Raw genomic sequence first — 19,172 nt, forward strand, 5'->3', positions numbered from 1 at the left:
ATGAATTACGTGTTCACTCTTGAGACTTGGTATTCATTTTTCGTCTTGCGACGTTAAGAATCCGTATCTTCGAGTGCCCACACAGATTGTCTGATAAATTGTTAAAGAGCAGTTGCGACGCGGCTTTCAGCTCACTGTCGCGAGGTCCCGTATATTACGTTTTCCTCATTCAGAGTCAAGCATTTATTTTTGCTTTTCTCTACGAGATTCTCAGTGGAACCCCGCTGACCCGGCGGCTTGTAATCCGTTGTTCCGTGTCAGTGGAGGCGCATTATAGGGAGTTATTTCAGGCTGACAAGGGGAAATTTAAAATAATCTTCCGAGTGCGTATTTTTTCATCAAAACCACTTAAACTGACAGTTTTTCGAGCGTTTTAAAGCCATAGCGCTGTAGCACAGGCAATAGTTGTTCAGCTTCTGTCGTCATTGCCATACAAAATGCAACGTTCTCATCGGTTGATTTCGCATCTGGCGCTTCATGCTCTAACAACCAGGCCGTGCGGCGCGCTATCGCGGCACCAGAATCCACCAGTCTCGTCCCCTCGGGCAGGACCTGTAAAAGCTCTTCCTGTAATAGAGGGAAATGAGTGCAACCGAGCACTACTGTGTCAGGTGGTTCAGACATCCGCAGCCATGGACGCAGAATACGCCGCAGTTCTTCCAGAGAAACTGTTTCACCGTGCAGCTTCGCTTCCGCCAGTTCCACCAGCTCAGCAGAACCCAACATTGCAATTTGGCATTCGTTAGCGAATCGCGCAATCAGCTCATGGGTATACGAGCGCTTCACCGTTGCACGTGTAGCCAGTAGCCCCACAACACCGTTCGCCGTGAGTCGCGCTGCCGGTTTAATCGCAGGCACCACGCCCACAACCGGGAAAGCAAATTTCTCACGTAACGCAGGGAGCGACACCGTGCTTGCTGTATTACACGCGATGACCGCAAGAGAGAGGGGATAGCGCTGCTGGACCGCAGTCACAATCTCAACAACACGCTCGACGATAAACTCCTCGCTCTTCTCTCCATAAGGAAAGGCGACGTTGTCGAAAGCGTAGATATAGTGGAGATCCGGCAGAAGACGCCGGATCTCGTCATAGACCGACAACCCACCGACGCCGGAATCAAACACCAGCACGGTGGGACGGGGATCAGAAGGTGTAGCTGCCAGACAAGGTGTATTCCCGTCCTGCAGTTGCGTAGCCATAAACTGTCTCGTAATCTTTATCGAACAGGTTGGCGATTTTACCACGAACTGTCAGCTGTGAGGTGATTGGATATGACACTCCGATATCCCACAAGCTGACGCCGCCTAATTTAACATCACGATTATTGTCGTAATCATTATCGTAACGTTCACCTATATATTGATAAGCAACGTTCCACCCCAAGTCCTGAACCTGCCCAGTTAACTCATACTTAACCTGCTGTTTTGCTCGGCGATAGAGTACCTTATTCGTATCATCATCCCGCGGGTCAACATACTGTAGCGTCAGGTGATGATCTACCGGGCCAGTCGTAACATTCCCAGTCCATTCCAGCCCTTTAATCGTGGCTGACTTAACGTTGACGTACTGGTTATTCTTGTAATCGATCAGGTTTTGAATTTCATAATGATATGCCGAAAGACGCCAATCAAGCGGCCCTGTCAATCCATCAATCCCTGCTTCCCACTGTTTAGATTCTTCCGGTTTCAAATTCGGGTTGGCTGCAATACCCGGCCCATAGGAAGAGGCAAAACGCGTAGCCCCGTATTGCTGACCAAGTGAAGGAGCCAGGAAACCTGTGCCGTAAGAGAGCGTTGCACGATAGCCATCAACAAACTCCCAGCCTGCAGCAGTCTGCCAGGTGCCATGCCAGCCGAATTGTTCATCATGATCTTCACGGCCTGAGGCTTCCAGCGTGACGCTATCAATTTGTTGTTGCCCAGTTAGATAAAGTCCGGTCGTATCACGTTTATAAGCGTCCGATTTCGTGGTACTACTGGAAGTCAGCTTTTCTTGTTTCCAGTCGACACCACCGCTAATCGCTCCATGCCCAACCTCAACGTTATTTCCCCACTGAATATAGCGCTGTTCCATATTATCCAGCGTAGCATCCCCCGCATAACGACCGAGTTGATTGCTATAGTTGTAATCTTTGAGATGCTGGTAGTTAGCAATCAGTTGGGCGGAATAGATACCTGAGCTGTAACGAAGGCCGGAATCCCAGGACTGAGTGTAATTCTGAGCTTCGTCATTACCGCCAGCATAGCCATAAGAGCCCTGATCGTAATCGCTATTCGCCGTGTAGCCGTAACCACGGAAGAAACCGGAGAAGTTATCGTTAAACTTGTGCTGCAAGCCGCCCCAGAACAGTTTGTTGCGATAACCATCGCGATCGCTGTCGCCGCTGTAAGGGGAGTCAGGTTGAATGTTAAAACCTTTGGTCGTCTGGTAAGCGCCAGCCGCCGTCACCATCGTGTCACCAAATCGTTTATTTATCGTGCCGTCGTAGGTCTGATAACCATCAGTCCCCATACCTGCGTTGATCTGTGATTTCTCTTCATTACTCATCGTAATGATGTTCATCACACCACCGATCGCACCAGATCCGTACACAGCTGAACGCGGCCCGCGAATATATTCAACACGTTGCACCAACGATACCGGAATCTGACCAATATCAATCGCATTACCGATGCCCGCACGCGCCATCGGCACTCCATCAATCAATACCAGCACATGCCGGGACTCAGTACCGCGAACATACAGCGAGGAGCTTTTCCCCATACCGCCGCTTTGCGAAATATCTACGCCCGGCAATCGGCGCATGACATCATTGAGATCTTTTGACTGCCAGCGCTGAATATCTTCACGCGTCACCACATCAGTGGGGGCAAGGACAGTATTAACAGGCTGCTGAAAACGGTTGGCAGTAACGACGAGAGTATCTGGGCTAGTATCCTGTGCCCAACCAGAAAATGCCGTGACGGAAAGTGCCGTGCACAGCAACGATTTTTTAATCATTGTAAAGCATCCACAATATAAGAAGGATGCCGCAGGTCCCACCGATAGTACGCGATGATGAAAGCCAGATGCGACGTTAGCCGGCAGGTCTTCGGGCTTGGAGGCAACTTAAAGAGACGATAACTTCCCACGGCATGCCGCAGTGTCTGCACCAGGTGCGCTCATCCCCTACCTTCCTTACCGCTGCGCGTCAGCTCCAGATTCACACTGGATTCCCTTTTAACTCACAGGACCGGAAAACGGATGCTACAGTTTGTTACAACCCACTGTCCAGACTGCGTATCACAATATCGGAAATCATCAATGACTGGACATCTGATGAGCAATCCCTACAATCCCCGCGTACTTTTATTTTTCAGGACGCATCATGACCCCCGAACACCTTCCGACAGAACAGTACGACGCACAGTTAGCTGAAAAAGTGGTGCGTCTGCAGAGCTTAATGACGCCATTTTATGCACAGGCTCCGGAAGTGTTTCGCTCACCGGTCAGCCACTACCGTATGCGCGCGGAATTCCGTCTGTGGCATGACGGTGATGATCTGTACCACATCATGTTCGACAGCCAGACCAAAAACCGTATCCGTGTCGACAGCTTCCCGGCAGCCAGTGAGCTTATCAACACGCTGATGACGGCAATGATCGAAGGCGTTCGCAACAACCACGTCCTGCGTCACAAACTGTTTCAGATTGATTACCTCACAACCCTGAGCGATCAGGCGGTGGTCTCGATGCTGTACCATAAAAAGCTGGATGACGAATGGCGTCAGGAAGCTGAAGCGCTGCGGGATGCGCTACGGGCGAAAAACCTGAATGTGCATCTGATTGGCCGGGCAACCAAAACCAAAATCGAGCTGGATCAGGACTACATTGACGAACGCCTGCCGGTTGCGGGTAAAGAGATTATCTATCGCCAGGTTGAGAACAGCTTCACCCAGCCGAACGCCGCCATGAATATTCAGATGTTGGAGTGGGCGATTGATGTCACCAGGGGCTCAAAAGGCGACCTGCTGGAGCTGTATTGCGGCAATGGCAATTTCTCGTTAGCCCTGGCACAAAACTTCAACCGCGTACTGGCAACGGAAATCGCCAAGCCGTCCGTTGCTGCTGCACAGTACAACATTGCGGCTAACCAGATTGAAAACGTACAAATAATCCGCATGGCGGCCGAAGAGTTTACTCAGGCGATGAACGGCGTTCGCGAGTTCAACCGTTTGCAGGGAATCGATCTGAAGAGTTACCAGTGTGAAACTATCTTCGTTGACCCACCGCGCAGCGGTCTGGACAGCGAAACGGAGAAAATGGTGCAGGCGTATCCGCGTATTCTGTACATCTCCTGCAATCCGGAGACGCTGTGTAAGAATCTGGAAACGTTAAGCCAGACGCACAATGTTTCACGTCTGGCGCTATTCGATCAGTTCCCGTATACGCACCATATGGAGTGCGGCGTACTGTTAACCAAGAAGTAAAACTGAACGTAGGCCGGCCGCTTCAGATTGCCGGATGGCGGCTTTGCCTTATCCGGCCTACAGTTACAACTGTTACTCTGCTATTTCCTGCTTACGGTTACGCACTTTAAAGCCGATCCAGAACACCAGAATCACCGACAGTACCGCCGGGAAGAAATTAGAACCAATATCCGGATATTCAGCGCGTACTACGGTGCTGTACAACAGAACGCCGAGGATAAAGCAGGCGGCAGCCAGGCCCGGCAATCCCACAGGCATGGTGCGGTTCTGATAGCGTTGATGCAGACAATAAACCGTCAGCACCAGCGAAATGATCGGGAATACTGAGAATGGCACAATGGAGCTAAACAGCGCCGCAAATGTACCATTGATCGATAAGCCAGCAACCAGCGCCAGCAGCAGCGTACCTTTATCTTGACCTGACTGTTTCATTGCTTGTCCTTCTCGTTACTCGGAGTGGTGCGTCATCTTCTCTTGTTCACGGCGGTACCAATAAAATGCGCCTTTCGCGATCATGCGTAGTTGCAATACCAGCCGCTCTTCCAGCTGTCGGCGCTGCTCAGCGCCAACATCCAGTGCTTCTGCCCCGGCGCTGAACACAATGGTTACCATGGCTTCGGCTTGCGCTTCAGTAAACGCACGAGGCATATGGTTTTCGAGTTCCAGATAGTCCGCAAGTTCCGCAATGAAGTGCTGAATTTCACGAGCGACCGCTGCACGAAACGCTGCGGATGTCCCCGAACGCTCGCGCAATAATAAACGGAAGGCGTTGGGATTGTTGCCGATGAACTCCATAAATGTTGAGACCGAGGTGCGGATCACACTCCCGCCCTTCGCGATACGCTGGCGCGCCTGGCGCATCAACTGACGCAGCATCAGACCGCTCTCGTCCACCATCGTCAGGCCGAGTTCATCCACATCGCGGAAATGGCGATAAAACGAGGTTGGCGCAATGCCCGCTTCACGAGCGACTTCGCGTAAACTGAGGCTGGCAAAACTACGCTCAGCGCTGAGTTGACTAAATGCGGCTTCTACCAGCGAACGCCGGGTTTTCTCTTTTTGTTGCGCTCTAACGCCCATCACGATGTCTGAATCCTTCCACATACCTTGCTGGCACTATACCAGAGATTAGGCGGTTGGCATGGCTTTGTGAATGATTGTTTACGCGCAGTTTGTGCTTCGACTTCGCAAAAAAGCACAACGATAATTGGGTTATCTCAACAACGATGTTACTATTCTGTTGCTTTTATGTATAAGAACAGGTAAGCCTGACCATGTCACATTCTTACGATTACGATGCAATAGTAATAGGTTCCGGTCCCGGCGGCGAAGGCGCGGCAATGGGTCTGGTTAAGCAAGGAGCGCGCGTCGCGGTGATTGAGCGCTATCATAATGTCGGCGGAGGTTGTACCCACTGGGGCACCATCCCGTCGAAAGCTCTCCGCCACGCCGTCAGCCGCATTATTGAATTCAATCAGAACCCACTGTACAGCGACCACTCCCGACTCCTTCGTTCTTCTTTCGCCGATATTCTCAACCACGCTGATAACGTTATTAATCAGCAAACGCGTATGCGGCAAGGATTTTACGAGCGCAACCACTGCGAAATTTTGCAGGGAAATGCCCGTTTTGTTGATGAACACACGATCGCCCTGGAATGTCACGACGGTACGGTGGAAACGCTGACTGCGGATAAGTTTGTTATTGCCTGCGGTTCGCGTCCTTATCGCCCTGTTGATGTCGACTTTTCGCATCCCCGGGTTTACGACAGTGACTCTATCCTGAGCCTGCACCACGAACCCCGTCATGTGCTGATTTATGGCGCAGGGGTCATTGGCTGTGAATATGCGTCGATCTTCCGTGGAATGGACGTCAAAGTTGATTTAATCAACACCCGCGATCGTCTGCTGGCATTCCTCGATCAGGAGATGTCCGACTCGCTCTCTTACCACTTCTGGAACAGCGGTGTGGTCATTCGCCACAACGAAGAGTATGAGAAGATTGAAGGTTGCGATGACGGCGTCATCATGCACCTGAAGTCCGGTAAGAAACTGAAGGCCGACTGCCTGCTGTACGCCAATGGCCGTACCGGTAATACCGATTCGCTGGCGCTGGAAAACATTGGTCTGAAAACCGACAGCCGCGGGCAGCTCAAAGTGAATAGCATGTACCAGACGGCGCTGCCGCATGTGTACGCCGTAGGGGATGTGATTGGTTATCCGAGCCTGGCATCGGCGGCCTACGACCAGGGACGCATTGCCGCCCAGGCACTGGTAAAAGGCGAAGCCACCGCGCATCTGATCGAAGATATCCCAACCGGGATTTACACCATTCCGGAAATCAGCTCCGTTGGTAAAACAGAACAGCAGCTCACGGCAATGAAAGTTCCATACGAGGTTGGCCGCGCCCAGTTTAAGCATCTGGCACGTGCACAAATCGTGGGTATGAGTGTCGGAACGCTGAAGATCCTGTTCCATCGCGAAACCAAGGAGATTTTGGGGATCCACTGCTTTGGGGAGCGCGCGGCCGAAATTATTCACATCGGACAAGCGATAATGGAGCAAAAAGGTGGTGGTAACACTATCGAGTACTTCGTTAACACCACCTTTAACTACCCAACCATGGCAGAAGCCTATCGGGTAGCGGCGCTAAATGGCTTAAACCGCCTGTTTTAACGCACTGTCGAAATGGCCATCCATTGATCCACGGATGGCCTCTGCCAGCTGTTCATAACGGCTACGCAGCGGCGAACCAGGACGGTACACCAGACCAATCGTACGACGCGGTTCGGGTTTAATGCATGGCAGATAAACGACACCATCACGCTTACGCTCCGGCGGAACGGCCAGCGCAGGCAGTAACGTAATACCGCTACCTGCCGCCACCATGTTACGCAGCGTTTCCAGACTGGTTGCCCGAAAATGGGTATCTTCATCAGCACCCGCTTCAAAGCAGAAACCCATCGCCTGATCGCGCAGACAGTGGCCATCTTCCAGCATCAGCAGTTTTTCACCCGCCAGATCGGACATCGGTACACAGTCACGGTTTGCCCATGGGTGATCTTCATAGATCGCCAGCATCATAGGCTCATCAAATAACGGTACTTCGATGAACGCCTCACTCTCTTTGACCAGCGCCAGAATGACGCAGTCGAGCTTGCCGCTATCCAGTTGCGCCAACAGCTGATGTGTCTGCGCTTCATGGAGATACATCTCCAGTTTTGGGAAGGTCTGGTGCAACATCGGAATAATATGCGGCAGCAGGTATGGCCCCACCGTTGGGATCAAACCAATATGCAGCGGGCCAGACATTGTCTCGCCTTGTTGGCTTGCCATCTCCTTGAGCACTTTGACCTCGCGCAGCACGGTGCGCGCCTGATCCACCAGCAGCAAACCGGCCTGGGTGAACAGCACTTTGCGACTCGTACGCTCCAGCAACATGACGCCAAGCTCATCTTCCAGCTTGCGGATCTGCCCGCTCAGCGTGGGTTGGCTAACGTGACAGGAGTCTGCCGCTCGTCGGAAGTGACGATGTTCGGCTAGCGCCACCAGGTATTCAAGATCACGAATATTCATTATTCATCCTCCATCGCCACGATAGTTCGTAGCGATAGGTAGCATAGCAACGAACGATTATCCCTATCAAGCTTTCTGTTTAATAATGCACCACAGAAACGGAACGGTACCCCTTTAACCCTTGAAGCTACTGTCCGTTTTGAGAGTTTTTCTCATACTCGAAATAACTAAAGCCAACGTGAACTTTTGCGGACCTTGCGTCCGCATTTTTTTTGCATAAAAAAGCCCGGCGTCGCAAAGCTCGGCCGGGTTATGGTTTGGTAGGCCTGATAAGCGTAGCGCCATCAGGCAGAACGGCGCACAGTGCCGGATGGCGGCTTTGCCTTATCGGACCTACAAGCGTGCCTTCGCGTAGTCGATCGCCTGCGCAACCTGCTGCGGCGACACGCCACCTTTCGCTGCACGTTTATCCAGACACGATTGCAACGAGAGGATCGGGTAAACGTCATCACCAATCACCTGGCTAAACTTTTGTAAGTCGGCAAGCGACAGCGCTTCCAGAGGTTTGCCCTGACGAATCGCCTCGACCACCGTTTCCCCCACAATATGGTGCGCTTCGCGGAACGGGACGCCCTTCGCCACCAGATAATCCGCCAGCTCAGTGGCGTTAGCATAACCCTGCTGCGCCGCTTCCTGACAACGCGGACGTTTCACCTGAATGCCATCCAGCACCAGCGCGGCCATATGCAGGCAGTCCAGCCAGGTGTCGAGCGCGTCGAACAGCCCTTCTTTGTCTTCCTGCATATCTTTGTTGTATGCCAGTGGAAGGCCTTTTAACGTCATCATCATGCCGGTCAGCGCACCCTGCACGCGACCGCATTTGCCACGGATCAGCTCCAGCGCATCCGGGTTTTTCTTCTGCGGCATCAGAGATGAACCGGAAGTCACACGGTCGGAGAGTTCAACAAAGCCCGCTTCGCCGGTGTTAAAGAAAATCAGATCTTCAGCAAAACGCGACAGGTGTACCATGCCGATAGAGGCATCGGAGAGTAACTCCAGCACGTGGTCACGGTCAGAAACGCTGTCCAGGCTGTTGCGCGTTGCCGAGGCAAAGCCCAACCAACCCGCCAACTGCTCTCGATCGATTTCATACGCCGTACCCGCCAACGCGCCGCAGCCTAACGGACTGACGTCCAGGCGTTTGAGCGCATCCTGCAAACGGCTCTCGTCACGCGCCAACATTTCAACATAGGCCAGACACCAGTGAGCAAACGTCACCGGCTGCGCACGTTGCAGGTGGGTGTAACCCGGCATGACGGCGTCCTGGTTATTCTCCGCCGTCACCACCAGCGCAGTTTGCAACTGACGATTGGCCGACAGTAATTCGATAACCGTGTCTTTGCACCACAGCTTGAGATCGGTCGCGACCTGATCATTACGGCTACGCCCGGTATGCAGTTTTTTACCAAGCTGGCCGACTTTATCAATCAGCTTACCTTCCACCCAACTGTGAATATCTTCGGCATCGCTTTGCAAAATCTGCTGAGGATTCGCGCGAACCTCTTCCAGCAGGTTATTCAGCGCCTCTTCCAACTGCAGCTGTTCATCGGCAGTCAGTACACCGACCGTTACCAACGCTTTGGACCAGGCCACAGAGCCAACAATATCCTGTTCTGCCAGGCGGTAGTCAAAACGCAACGAGTCGTTGAACTGTTTGAACCGCTGATCTGCTGCCTGTGTAAAACGCCCACCCCAAAGTGCCATAACGAATTTCCTTAATATGATATTTTTGCCCGGTGGCGCTGCGCTTACCGGGCCTACAAAACCCACGTAGGCCGGATAAGGCGAAGCCACCATCCGGCACATTAATAGTTAAGCCAGAATACGCGTACCAATTGGCGTGCCGTTAAACAGCGCCGGAAGCTGCTCTGCATGACGCCAGGAGGCGATATCCACCGGACGGCCCAGCGTACGCGCGGCATCCAGCGCCGCATTCACCTTCACGATCATGCCATCGGTAATAATGCCCTGTTCAATCAGCTGTTCCGCTTTCGCTGCGGTCATTTCGGCAATGCGCTGGCCTTTGCCATCCAGAATACCGCTCACATCAGAGAGCAGGATCAGATCCGCACCCAGCGTTGCCGCCAGCGCCGTTGCAGCCTGATCGGCATTCACGTTCATCAGCAGACCATCATCAGTGACACCAATAGAGCTCACTACCGGCAGAAAACCGCTTTCCAGCAGCGTGTTAATCAGCTTAGGCGAACCCGGCTGCGCCAGTCCAACATGACCCAGTTCTTTATCGAGCGGCGTCACTTTTACGCTGTCGCCATCGCCAAGATACAGACCCACAGACGCGATGTGATGCTTTTTCGCCCAGGCCAGCAAGGTTTTATTCGCCGTTCCCGCCAGGGCACCGGTAATAATGTCAATTTGATCGGCAGGCGTGACGCGCAGACCATTTTTCTTTTTCACCGGCAGATTCAGCTGCTTCATCAGCTCGTCGACCACGCAGCCGCCACCGTGCACAATGACCAGCGGACGCTGGTGCGACTCACGATAATTCACCAGGGCGGTAAACAAGCGCTCCAGCGCCTCTTCACTATCCAGTAAAACGCCGCCCAGCTTGATAATTAATGGATTCATTGTTGCACCCTTAAATAAGAGACTGCGTTTGGGCAAAGCCAAAACGAATATTTGCGCACTGCATCGCCTGTGCCGCCGCGCCTTTCAATAAGTTGTCTTCCGTCGCCACAACGATCAGATGCTCACCCTGCACAGCAAACCCGATATCGCAGAATGGTAATCCAACCACATTCTTCAACGCTGGAACCCCTTTGTCATACAGACGCACCAGCGGCTTATCGCCATACGCCTGTTGCAGCGTCTGCGCTACCTGAGCATGAGTTACACCCGCTTTAAGGCGGCAAGTGATAGTTTCCAGAATTCCGCGCGGGAAGTTGCCCAGATGCGGGGTGAAAATCACTTCAGCCCCCAGATGAGTAGCGATTTCCGGCTGATGACGATGGGTAAACACGCCATACGGTTGCAGGCTTACTTCGCAAAAACTATTAGAGATAGCCGCTTTACGGCCCGCACCGCTCACACCGCTGGTCGCATTAATTACCGGCCACTGGCCGAGATCCAACAACCCGGCGTCAATCAGTGGTTTCAGCGAAAGCTGCGCCGCCATCGGGTAACAACCCGGCACAGCAATCAGATTCGCTTCTTTCAGTTGGTCTTCTTTCCATTCCGCCAGCCCGTAAACTGCCTGCTCCAGCAGGTCGGGATGCTGATGGGTAAAACCATAATATTTTTCATAGAACGCGCTGTCATTTACGCGAAACGCACCAGAGAGGTCAAACACCACGCAACCGGCCTGCAAAAACTGCGGAGCCAGGTCATGACTTACCTCATGAGCCGTTGCGAGGAACACAACATCCACCCCTGCGCTAAACTCGCTGATATCTGACATTGGCTGCAACGGTAAATCGACAATGCCTTTCAACTGCGGATGCAAATCGGAGATTAATTTTCCTGCATCATTGCTTTGCGCTGAGACGGTCAAAGCGGTTATGGTCATATCAGGATGGCGATTTACATAGGTCACAAGCTCTGCGCCGGCATAGCCACTGGCGCCCACAATCAGCGTATTCAACATCGGGGCTGCTCACCTTCTTAGATTCTGTTGCCAGGTATAAGCCTTTATCACCTCACCTTACACTTGGTGGGTTTTATTACGCTCAACGTTAATGTATTTTTATTCATAAATACTGCATGAATATTGATACTATCATGACCCGAGGTGTGTCAACAATGAAAAACAATTTACCGCCATTTATCGAGATTTACCGCGCTCTGATTGCCACGCCATCGATTAGCGCTACCGAAGAAGCGCTCGATCAAAGCAATGCAGGTTTAATCACTCTGTTGGCGGGCTGGTTTAAAGATTTAGGCTTCAATGTGGAGGTCCAGCCGGTTCCCGATACGCGGAATAAATTCAATATGCTGGCGAGCATTGGACAGGGCTCTGGTGGTCTGTTGTTGGCGGGCCATACCGATACCGTACCCTTTGACGACGGACGCTGGACGCGCGATCCGTTCACCCTGACCGAGCATGACAATAAGCTCTATGGTTTGGGTACGGCGGACATGAAAGGCTTCTTCGCCTTTATCCTCGACGCGTTGCGTGATGTCGACGTCACGAAGCTGAAAAAGCCCCTCTACATTCTGGCCACTGCTGACGAAGAGACCAGCATGGCGGGAGCTCGCTACTTCTCTGAAACCACTGCTCTGCGCCCAGACTGCGCGATTATTGGCGAACCCACTTCACTGCAACCGGTTCGCGCACACAAAGGCCATATCTCTAATGCGATACGCATTCTGGGACAATCGGGTCATTCAAGCGATCCGGCGCGTGGCGTTAATGCGATTGAACTGATGCATGATGCCATCGGCCACATCATGCATCTGCGCGATGACCTGAAAGCGCGCTATCACCATGATGCCTTTACCGTTCCGTATCCAACGTTAAATTTGGGCCACATCCACGGCGGCGACGCCGCCAACCGAATCTGCGCCTGCTGCGAACTGCATATGGATATTCGCCCGCTACCGGGTATGACGCTAAACGATCTCAATGGGTTACTTAACGAAGCGCTGGCCCCTGTCAGCGAACGCTGGCCGGGTCGTCTGACCATATCGGAACTGCATCCACCGATTCCAGGCTATGAGTGTCCACCTGACCATCAACTGGTAGAGGTGGTTGAGAAACTGCTGGGCGCACAGACTGAAGTGGTGAACTACTGCACCGAAGCGCCATTTATCCAGACGCTTTGCCCGACGCTGGTATTGGGTCCAGGTTCTATTAATCAGGCGCATCAGCCGGATGAATATCTGGAAACGCGCTTTATTAAGCCAACTCGCGAATTAATCACCCAGGTTGTGCATCATTTCTGCTGGCATTAACTGCTTGTCACCCCGCTAATCCTTTAGTGGTAAGCGGGGTGATTTTTTAACATTCCCATAAGCAACGCTTATTTGATTGGATGTGAATTAAATAACGTAAATTCACGGCATTTATTCGTTTGCTGAACCGATTTCGCAGCAATTGACGTCACGTGTTTTACGTGGCTTTATAAAAGACGGCTAAAAAGTTAAGTCCGCAAGATTTCGCGTGATAGTCAGGCGTGAAAGATACAGGACATATTCAAAATAGATGGGGTGTCTGGGTTAATATGAACGAACAATATTCCGCGTTGCGTAGTAATGTCAGTATGCTCGGCAAAGTGCTGGGAGAGACCATCAAGGATGCGCTGGGAGAGAACATTCTTGATCGCGTAGAAACAATTCGTAAGCTGTCCAAATCATCTCGCGCTGGCAATGAAGTTAATCGCCAGGAATTGCTCACCACACTGCAAAATCTGTCTAACGACGAGCTGCTGCCGGTTGCCCGCGCATTTAGCCAGTTCCTGAACCTGGCCAACACCGCCGAGCAATACCACAGCATTTCGCCAAAAGGCGAAGCAGCCAGCAACCCAGAAGTGATTGCTCGCACTCTGCGTAAACTGAAAGAGCAGCCCAACCTCAATGACGCCACCATCAAGAAAGCCGTAGAATCACTCTCTCTGGAGCTGGTACTCACCGCCCACCCGACCGAGATCACTCGTCGTACGCTGATCCATAAAATGGGTGAAGTGAACGCCTGCCTCAAGCAGCTTGATAACAAAGACCTCGTCGATTATGAACGCAACCAACTGATGCGCCGTCTGCGTCAGCTCATTGCCCAGTCCTGGCATACGGATGAGATCCGCAAGCTGCGCCCAAGCCCGGTTGATGAAGCTAAATGGGGTTTCGCGGTAGTTGAAAACAGCCTGTGGGAAGGTGTACCGAACTACCTGCGTGAGCTGAATGAACAACTGGAAGAGCATCTGGGTTATAAGCTGCCGGTTGATTTTGTCCCGGTTCGATTTACTTCCTGGATGGGCGGTGACCGTGATGGTAACCCGAACGTAACGGCAGATATCACCCGTCACGTGCTGCTGCTCAGCCGCTGGAAAGCGACAGACCTGTTCCTGAAAGACATCCAGTTTCTGATTTCTGAGCTGTCGATGGTGGATGCCACGCCGGAGCTGATGGCGCTGGTAGGCGAAGAAGGTGCAGCTGAACCTTATCGCTATCTGATGAAAACCCTGCGTTCTCGTCTGATGGCAACCCAGGCCTGGCTTGAAGCCCGTCTGAAAGGCGAGAAATTGCCGAAACCTGCGGGACTTCTCACCCAAAACGAACAGCTCTGGGACCCGCTATACGCGTGCTACCAGTCTCTGCAGGCCTGTGGCATGGGCATTATCGCCAATGGCGAATTGCTCGACACCCTTAGGCGCGTGAAGTGTTTCGGTGTGCCGCTGGTGCGTATTGATATTCGCCAGGAAAGCACCCGTCATACTGAAGCCCTGGGCGAACTGACCCGTTATCTGGGCATTGGCGACTACGAAAACTGGTCGGAAGCGGATAAACAGGCTTTCCTGATCCGCGAACTGAATTCCAAGCGTCCGCTCCTGCCGCGTAACTGGGAACCGAGCAACGACACCCGCGAAGTGCTCGACACCTGTCGGGTCATTGCCGAAGCCCCATATGGCTCCATTGCCGCCTATGTTATCTCGATGGCGAAAACTCCGTCGGATGTGCTGGCCGTGCATCTGCTGCTGAAAGAAGCCGGAATTGGTTTTGCTATGCCGGTCGCTCCGCTATTTGAAACGCTGGACGACCTCAACAATGCCGATGACGTCATGTCTCAACTTTTAAATATCGACTGGTACCGCGGCTTTATTCAGGGCAAACAGATGGTCATGATTGGCTACTCTGATTCTGCAAAAGACGCGGGCGTGATGGCGGCCTCCTGGGCGCAATACCAGGCTCAGGACGCGCTAATCAAAACCTGCGAAAAAGCCGGTATCGAACTGACGCTTTTCCACGGTCGCGGTGGTTCCATTGGTCGCGGCGGCGCGCCTGCACATGCGGCGCTACTCTCTCAACCGCCGGGCAGCCTGAAAGGCGGGCTGCGCGTGACAGAACAAGGGGAGATGATCCGCTTTAAATACGGCCTGCCGGAAGTGACCATCAGCAGCCTGTCGCTGTACACCGGAGCAATTCTGGAGGCCAACCTGTTACCACCGCCAGAACCGAAAGATAGCTGGCGTCATATCATGGATGAGCTTTCCGATATTTCCTGCGAGCTCTATCGTGGATATGTGCGTGAAAACAAAGACTTCGTCCCTTATTTCCGCTCGGCAACACCTGAGCAGGAACTGGGTAAACTCCCGCTCGGTTCACGTCCGGCAAAACGCCGTCCGACCGGCGGGGTAGAGTCTCTGCGCGCCATTCCGTGGATCTTCGCCTGGACGCAGAACCGCCTGATGCTCCCGGCCTGGCTGGGTGCAGGTACCGCGCTGCAAAAAGTGGTCGAAGACGGCAAGCAAAGCGAACTTGAAGCCATGTGCCGCGACTGGCCATTCTTCTCCACACGCCTTGGTATGCTGGAAATGGTTTTCGCGAAAGCAGACCTGTGGCTGGCAGAGTATTACGATCAGCGCCTGGTCAAAAAAGAACTGTGGCCGCTGGGTGAAGAGCTACGCCAACGCCTGGCAGCAGATATCGATGTCGTACTGGCGATTGCCAACGACTCACATTTGATGGCCGACCTGCCGTGGATTGCCGAGTCCATTCAGTTAAGGAATGTTTATACTGACCCACTGAATGTCTTACAGGCAGAGCTGTTACACCGCTCACGACAGGCAGAAGAACAGGGCAATGCACCGGACCCACGCGTGGAACAAGCATTGATGGTGACCATCGCTGGTGTCGCAGCCGGCATGCGTAATACAGGCTAACGTCGCCTCCCGTCGCCTTCGTGCTATTGTACGAAGGCGACATCAAAAATCGCTGTCATAACGGTTTCATTTTCAATATATTCCCGCCTTAATTCATTCTCTTAATGAATGAATCATCAACAAAACGCGTTTTTTTACATCACGACGCTTAAGTTCCTCTTAATATTTGGTCGCTACTCTTGGCGCTACGATTAAAGACAGGCTCACATTATGCAATCCTTACAACTCCAGTCTAAACCCGTATTTAGCTGGAAAGCCCTGGGTTGGGCGCTCCTCTATTTTTGGTTTTTTTCCTCATTACTGCAGGCCGTTATCTATTTTAGTGGCTACAGCGGATCTACCGGTTTACGCGACTCCTTGCTGTTCAGTTCGCTGTGGTTGATTCCGGTATTCTTATTTCCAAACCGTATCCGCATTATTGCTGCCGTCATTGGCGTGGTGTTATGGGCGGCCTCGCTGGCTGCGCTGAGCTATTACGTCATCTACGGGCAAGAGTTTTCGCAAAGCGTTCTGTACGTAATGTTTGAAACCAATGCGAACGAAGCCAGCGAATATCTGAGCCAATATTTCAGCCTGAAAATTGTTCTTATCGCCCTGGCCTATACGGCTGTGGCTATTCTGTTATGGACGCGTTTGCGCCCAGTGCATATTCCATCGCCCTGGCGTTATCTGGTTTCATTTGCGCTGTTATACGGTTTGATTCTGCACCCAATGGCGGTTAATACGTTCATCAAACATAAACCGTTTGAAAAAACGTTGGATGGTCTCGCCTCTCGTATGGAGCCTGCGGCGCCGTGGCAGTTCATCTCCGGGTATTATCAGTATCGTCAGCAGTTGACCTCGCTGAATAGCCTGCTGAATGAGAACAATGCCCTGCCGCCGCTGGCCAACTTCAAAGATAGCTCCGGCGATGCTCCACGTACGCTGGTGCTGGTGATTGGCGAGTCAACGCAGCGTGGCCGCATGAGCCTGTATGGTTACCCGCGCGAAACGACGCCAGAACTGGATGCGTTGCATAAATCCGATCCTAACTTCACCGTGTTCAATAATGTCGTGACCTCACGTCCGTACACCATTGAAATCCTGCAGCAGGCGCTGACTTTCGCCAACGAGAAGAGCCCGGACCTGTATCTGACTCAGCCGTCCCTGATGAACATGATGAAACAGGCAGGTTATAAAACCTTCTGGATCACCAATCAGCAGACGATGACCGCCCGCAACACCATGCTGACGGTGTTCTCTAAGCAGACGGATAAACAGTTCTATATGAACCAGCAGCGTACCCAAAGTGCGCGCGAATATGACAGCAACGTGCTGGCGCCATTTAAAGAAGTACTGGCTGACCCGGCACCGAAAAAGTTCATCATCGTTCACCTGCTGGGTACGCATATTAAGTACAAATTCCGTTACCCGGATGGTCAGGGTAAGTTCGACAATAATATCGACAATGTGCCCGCTGGCCTGAGTAACGATGAGCTGGAAGCTTACAACGATTACGACAGCGCGAATGTCTACAATGACCATATCATTGCCAGTCTGATCAAAGACTATAAAGCGACCGATCCGAACGGCTTCCTGCTGTACTTCTCCGATCATGGGGAAGAGGTATACGATACGCCGCCGCATAAAACGCAGGGTCGTAATGAAGACAACCCAACGCGCCATATGTATACGGTGCCGTTCCTGCTGTGGACCTCGGAAAAATGGCAGGCCGCACACCCGCGTGACTTCTCACAGGATGTGAATCGTAAATACAGCAGCTCAGAGCTTATCCACACCTGGTCTGATTTAGCGGGCTTCACCTATGATGGTTTCGATCCAACTCGTGCCATTACCAGCCCGCAGTTCAAAGAGACGACCCGCTGGATTGGCAACCCGTACAAAAAGAATGCCCTGATTGATTACGATACCCTGCCTTACGGCGATCAAATCGGTAATCAGTAACAGTCTACCGGATGCGCTACGCTTATCCGGCCTACAGCTCGCAAAGACTTGTAGGCCGGATAAGGCATTAGCCGCCATCCGGCAATAATCACTTGAGGGCGATTGTTTTCAACGTTACTGTTTCCCTGTCTGCTGCCTGCAAGGGATTAACATGTATCACGACATCAGCCACCTGCTCTCTCGCCTGATCAACGGCCCCACACCGCTGCGGCAGATTTACTTTGCCAGCACCAGTAGCTCAACGCCGGAACTGGCGTATCAGGTCGATTTTCCCCGACTGGAGATTGTGCTGGAAGGTGAATTCACCGATAACGGTGTTGCTGGCACATCCGCGACGTTACAGCCTTGCGATGCCTTGTTCGTTCCGGCTGGTGGCTGGAACTTTCCACAGTGGCTCACACCGGTGACCACGCTCAGTATCTTATTTGGCAAACAGCAACTGGGTTTTAGCATCGTTCAGTGGGACGGTAAGCAATATCAAAACCTTACCCGCCAGCACGTTGCGCGGCGTGGACCGCGTGTTGGCTCATTCCTGCTGCAAACGCTCAATGAAATGCAGATGCAGCCGCAGGAGCAGCAAACCGCCAGGCTAATCGTTGCAAGCTTACTGAGCCACTGCCGCGATCTGCTCGGCAGCCAGATCCAAACCGCATCACGCAGCCAGGCGCTTTTCGAAGCCATTCGCAACTATATTGACGAACGCTACGCTTCACCGCTCACCCGAGAATCCGTCGCGCAGGCGTTCTACATCTCACCCAATTATCTTTCCCACCTTTTTCAAAAAACGGGTGCTATCGGTTTTAACGAATACCTGAACCACACGCGACTGGAGCACGCAAAAACGCTGTTGAAGGGTTACGAATTGAAGATTAAAGAGGTGGCGCACATTTGTGGGTTTGTTGACAGCAACTACTTCTGCCGCCTGTTTCGCAAAAATACCGAACGTTCACCATCAGAATACCGTCGGCAGTACCACAGCCAATTGACGGAGAAAGAAGCTAATCCAGAGTAAGATGTGTGTGCTGTGGCGCTGAAAGCAGCTTTCGTACGGCGCTCATCACCCGCTGCGGCTCACGCAGAAATGCGCTAATGCCCGACTGAACGTATCGGCTCTGCGTAAAACGCTCTGCTCCTGCCAGTTCAATATCAGTAATGAGCAACACCACATCAGCGCGGTTAATATCCTCTTCCATCAGGCGATTTTCGGTTCCCAATGCCCCTTGAGTTTCGATCTTGATGCTCCATTTTTCCTGCTGGCAGAGTTTCTCCAGCCGCTCAGCTGCCATATAGGTATGGGCCACGCCACTTACGCACGCGGTGACAGCAACCAGATATCGTACAGGTGCGATGGTCAT

General features: G+C 52.4%; 15 protein-coding genes and 1 riboswitch. Of the genes, 6 read left to right on the forward strand and 9 right to left on the reverse strand.

The features are described from left to right. Positions 1-348: 348 nt before the first annotated feature. Together murI and btuB are read right to left on the reverse strand one after the other, a co-directional pair. Positions 349-1,200 carry a glutamate racemase gene (gene murI, locus LY264_RS23355; RefSeq protein ID WP_003847829.1) on the reverse strand — a complete coding sequence of 284 codons (852 nt, stop codon included), beginning with the start codon at positions 1,198-1,200 and terminating at the stop codon, positions 349-351. Further along, a complete protein-coding gene (btuB, locus tag LY264_RS23360) occupies positions 1,145-3,001 on the reverse strand; it encodes a TonB-dependent vitamin B12 receptor BtuB (protein ID WP_032945649.1) in 1,857 nt (618 codons plus the stop codon). The genes murI and btuB overlap by 56 nt, the downstream gene beginning before the upstream one ends. Before the next feature lie 65 nt (positions 3,002-3,066). Next, positions 3,067-3,253: riboswitch (cobalamin riboswitch) on the reverse strand. Positions 3,254-3,368: 115 nt separating this feature from the next. Here btuB and trmA point away from each other — a divergent pair. Continuing rightward, complete coding sequence (gene trmA / locus LY264_RS23365; protein ID WP_048215167.1) at positions 3,369-4,469, forward strand: tRNA (uridine(54)-C5)-methyltransferase TrmA; 1,101 nt, start codon at positions 3,369-3,371, stop codon at positions 4,467-4,469. Between the two features lie 72 nt (positions 4,470-4,541). Here trmA and LY264_RS23370 read toward each other — a convergent pair whose 3' ends face one another. Both LY264_RS23370 and fabR read right to left on the reverse strand, forming a co-directional pair. Next, positions 4,542-4,901, reverse strand: a complete 360-nt coding sequence (locus tag LY264_RS23370; protein WP_003825114.1) for a YijD family membrane protein — start codon at positions 4,899-4,901, stop codon at positions 4,542-4,544. A 15-nt stretch (positions 4,902-4,916) separates the two neighbouring features. After that, a complete protein-coding gene (gene fabR, locus LY264_RS23375) occupies positions 4,917-5,552 on the reverse strand; it encodes an HTH-type transcriptional repressor FabR (RefSeq protein WP_003028862.1) in 636 nt (211 codons plus the stop codon). A gap of 191 nt (positions 5,553-5,743) precedes the next feature. Here fabR and sthA point away from each other — a divergent pair, with 191 nt between their 5' ends. Next, positions 5,744-7,144 carry a Si-specific NAD(P)(+) transhydrogenase gene (gene sthA, locus LY264_RS23380; protein WP_003028860.1) on the forward strand — a complete coding sequence of 467 codons (1,401 nt, stop codon included), beginning with the start codon at positions 5,744-5,746 and terminating at the stop codon, positions 7,142-7,144. On the opposite strand, the gene oxyR is transcribed toward sthA, so the two are convergent. The 4 genes from oxyR to argC all read right to left on the reverse strand — a co-directional run bounded on the left by oxyR (position 7,127) and on the right by argC (position 11,645). Then, positions 7,127-8,044 (reverse strand): DNA-binding transcriptional regulator OxyR, encoded by a 918-nt coding sequence (oxyR, locus tag LY264_RS23385; RefSeq protein ID WP_008787060.1) that lies wholly within the window; start codon positions 8,042-8,044, stop codon positions 7,127-7,129. The two genes, sthA and oxyR, sit on opposite strands and share 18 nt — an antisense overlap. Positions 8,045-8,377: 333 nt before the next feature. Then, positions 8,378-9,748 (reverse strand): argininosuccinate lyase, encoded by a 1,371-nt coding sequence (gene argH, locus LY264_RS23390; RefSeq protein WP_032945646.1) that lies wholly within the window; start codon positions 9,746-9,748, stop codon positions 8,378-8,380. Between the two features lie 108 nt (positions 9,749-9,856). After that, on the reverse strand, positions 9,857-10,630 hold the full coding sequence (gene argB / locus LY264_RS23395) for an acetylglutamate kinase (protein ID WP_003028854.1): 774 nt from the start codon (positions 10,628-10,630) through the stop codon (positions 9,857-9,859). A gap of 10 nt (positions 10,631-10,640) precedes the next feature. Then, positions 10,641-11,645, reverse strand: coding sequence for an N-acetyl-gamma-glutamyl-phosphate reductase (gene argC / locus LY264_RS23400; RefSeq protein WP_071692615.1), 1,005 nt, complete (start codon positions 11,643-11,645; stop codon positions 10,641-10,643). A 155-nt stretch (positions 11,646-11,800) separates the two neighbouring features. On the opposite strand from argC, the gene argE reads away from it, so the two are divergent. The 4 genes from argE (at position 11,801) to LY264_RS23420 (ending at position 18,829) form a co-directional block, all read left to right on the forward strand. Then, the gene (gene argE / locus LY264_RS23405; RefSeq protein WP_048215168.1) at positions 11,801-12,952 is read left to right on the forward strand and encodes an acetylornithine deacetylase; all 1,152 of its coding nucleotides are present in this window, start codon (positions 11,801-11,803) and stop codon (positions 12,950-12,952) included. Positions 12,953-13,221: 269 nt separating this feature from the next. Beyond that, positions 13,222-15,873, forward strand: a complete 2,652-nt coding sequence (ppc, locus tag LY264_RS23410; protein WP_048227747.1) for a phosphoenolpyruvate carboxylase — start codon at positions 13,222-13,224, stop codon at positions 15,871-15,873. Between the two features lie 210 nt (positions 15,874-16,083). Beyond that, positions 16,084-17,817 carry a phosphoethanolamine transferase CptA gene (locus LY264_RS23415; RefSeq protein ID WP_048227746.1) on the forward strand — a complete coding sequence of 578 codons (1,734 nt, stop codon included), beginning with the start codon at positions 16,084-16,086 and terminating at the stop codon, positions 17,815-17,817. A 151-nt stretch (positions 17,818-17,968) separates the two neighbouring features. Then, positions 17,969-18,829 (forward strand): helix-turn-helix transcriptional regulator, encoded by an 861-nt coding sequence (locus LY264_RS23420; protein ID WP_048227745.1) that lies wholly within the window; start codon positions 17,969-17,971, stop codon positions 18,827-18,829. Here LY264_RS23420 and LY264_RS23425 read toward each other — a convergent pair. Next, positions 18,816-19,172, reverse strand: coding sequence for a PTS fructose-like transporter subunit IIB (locus LY264_RS23425; RefSeq protein WP_048215171.1), 357 nt, complete (start codon positions 19,170-19,172; stop codon positions 18,816-18,818). The genes LY264_RS23420 and LY264_RS23425 overlap by 14 nt on opposite strands.

Source organism: Citrobacter portucalensis (assembly GCF_023374935.1).
GTDB classification, from domain to species: domain Bacteria; phylum Pseudomonadota; class Gammaproteobacteria; order Enterobacterales; family Enterobacteriaceae; genus Citrobacter; species Citrobacter portucalensis.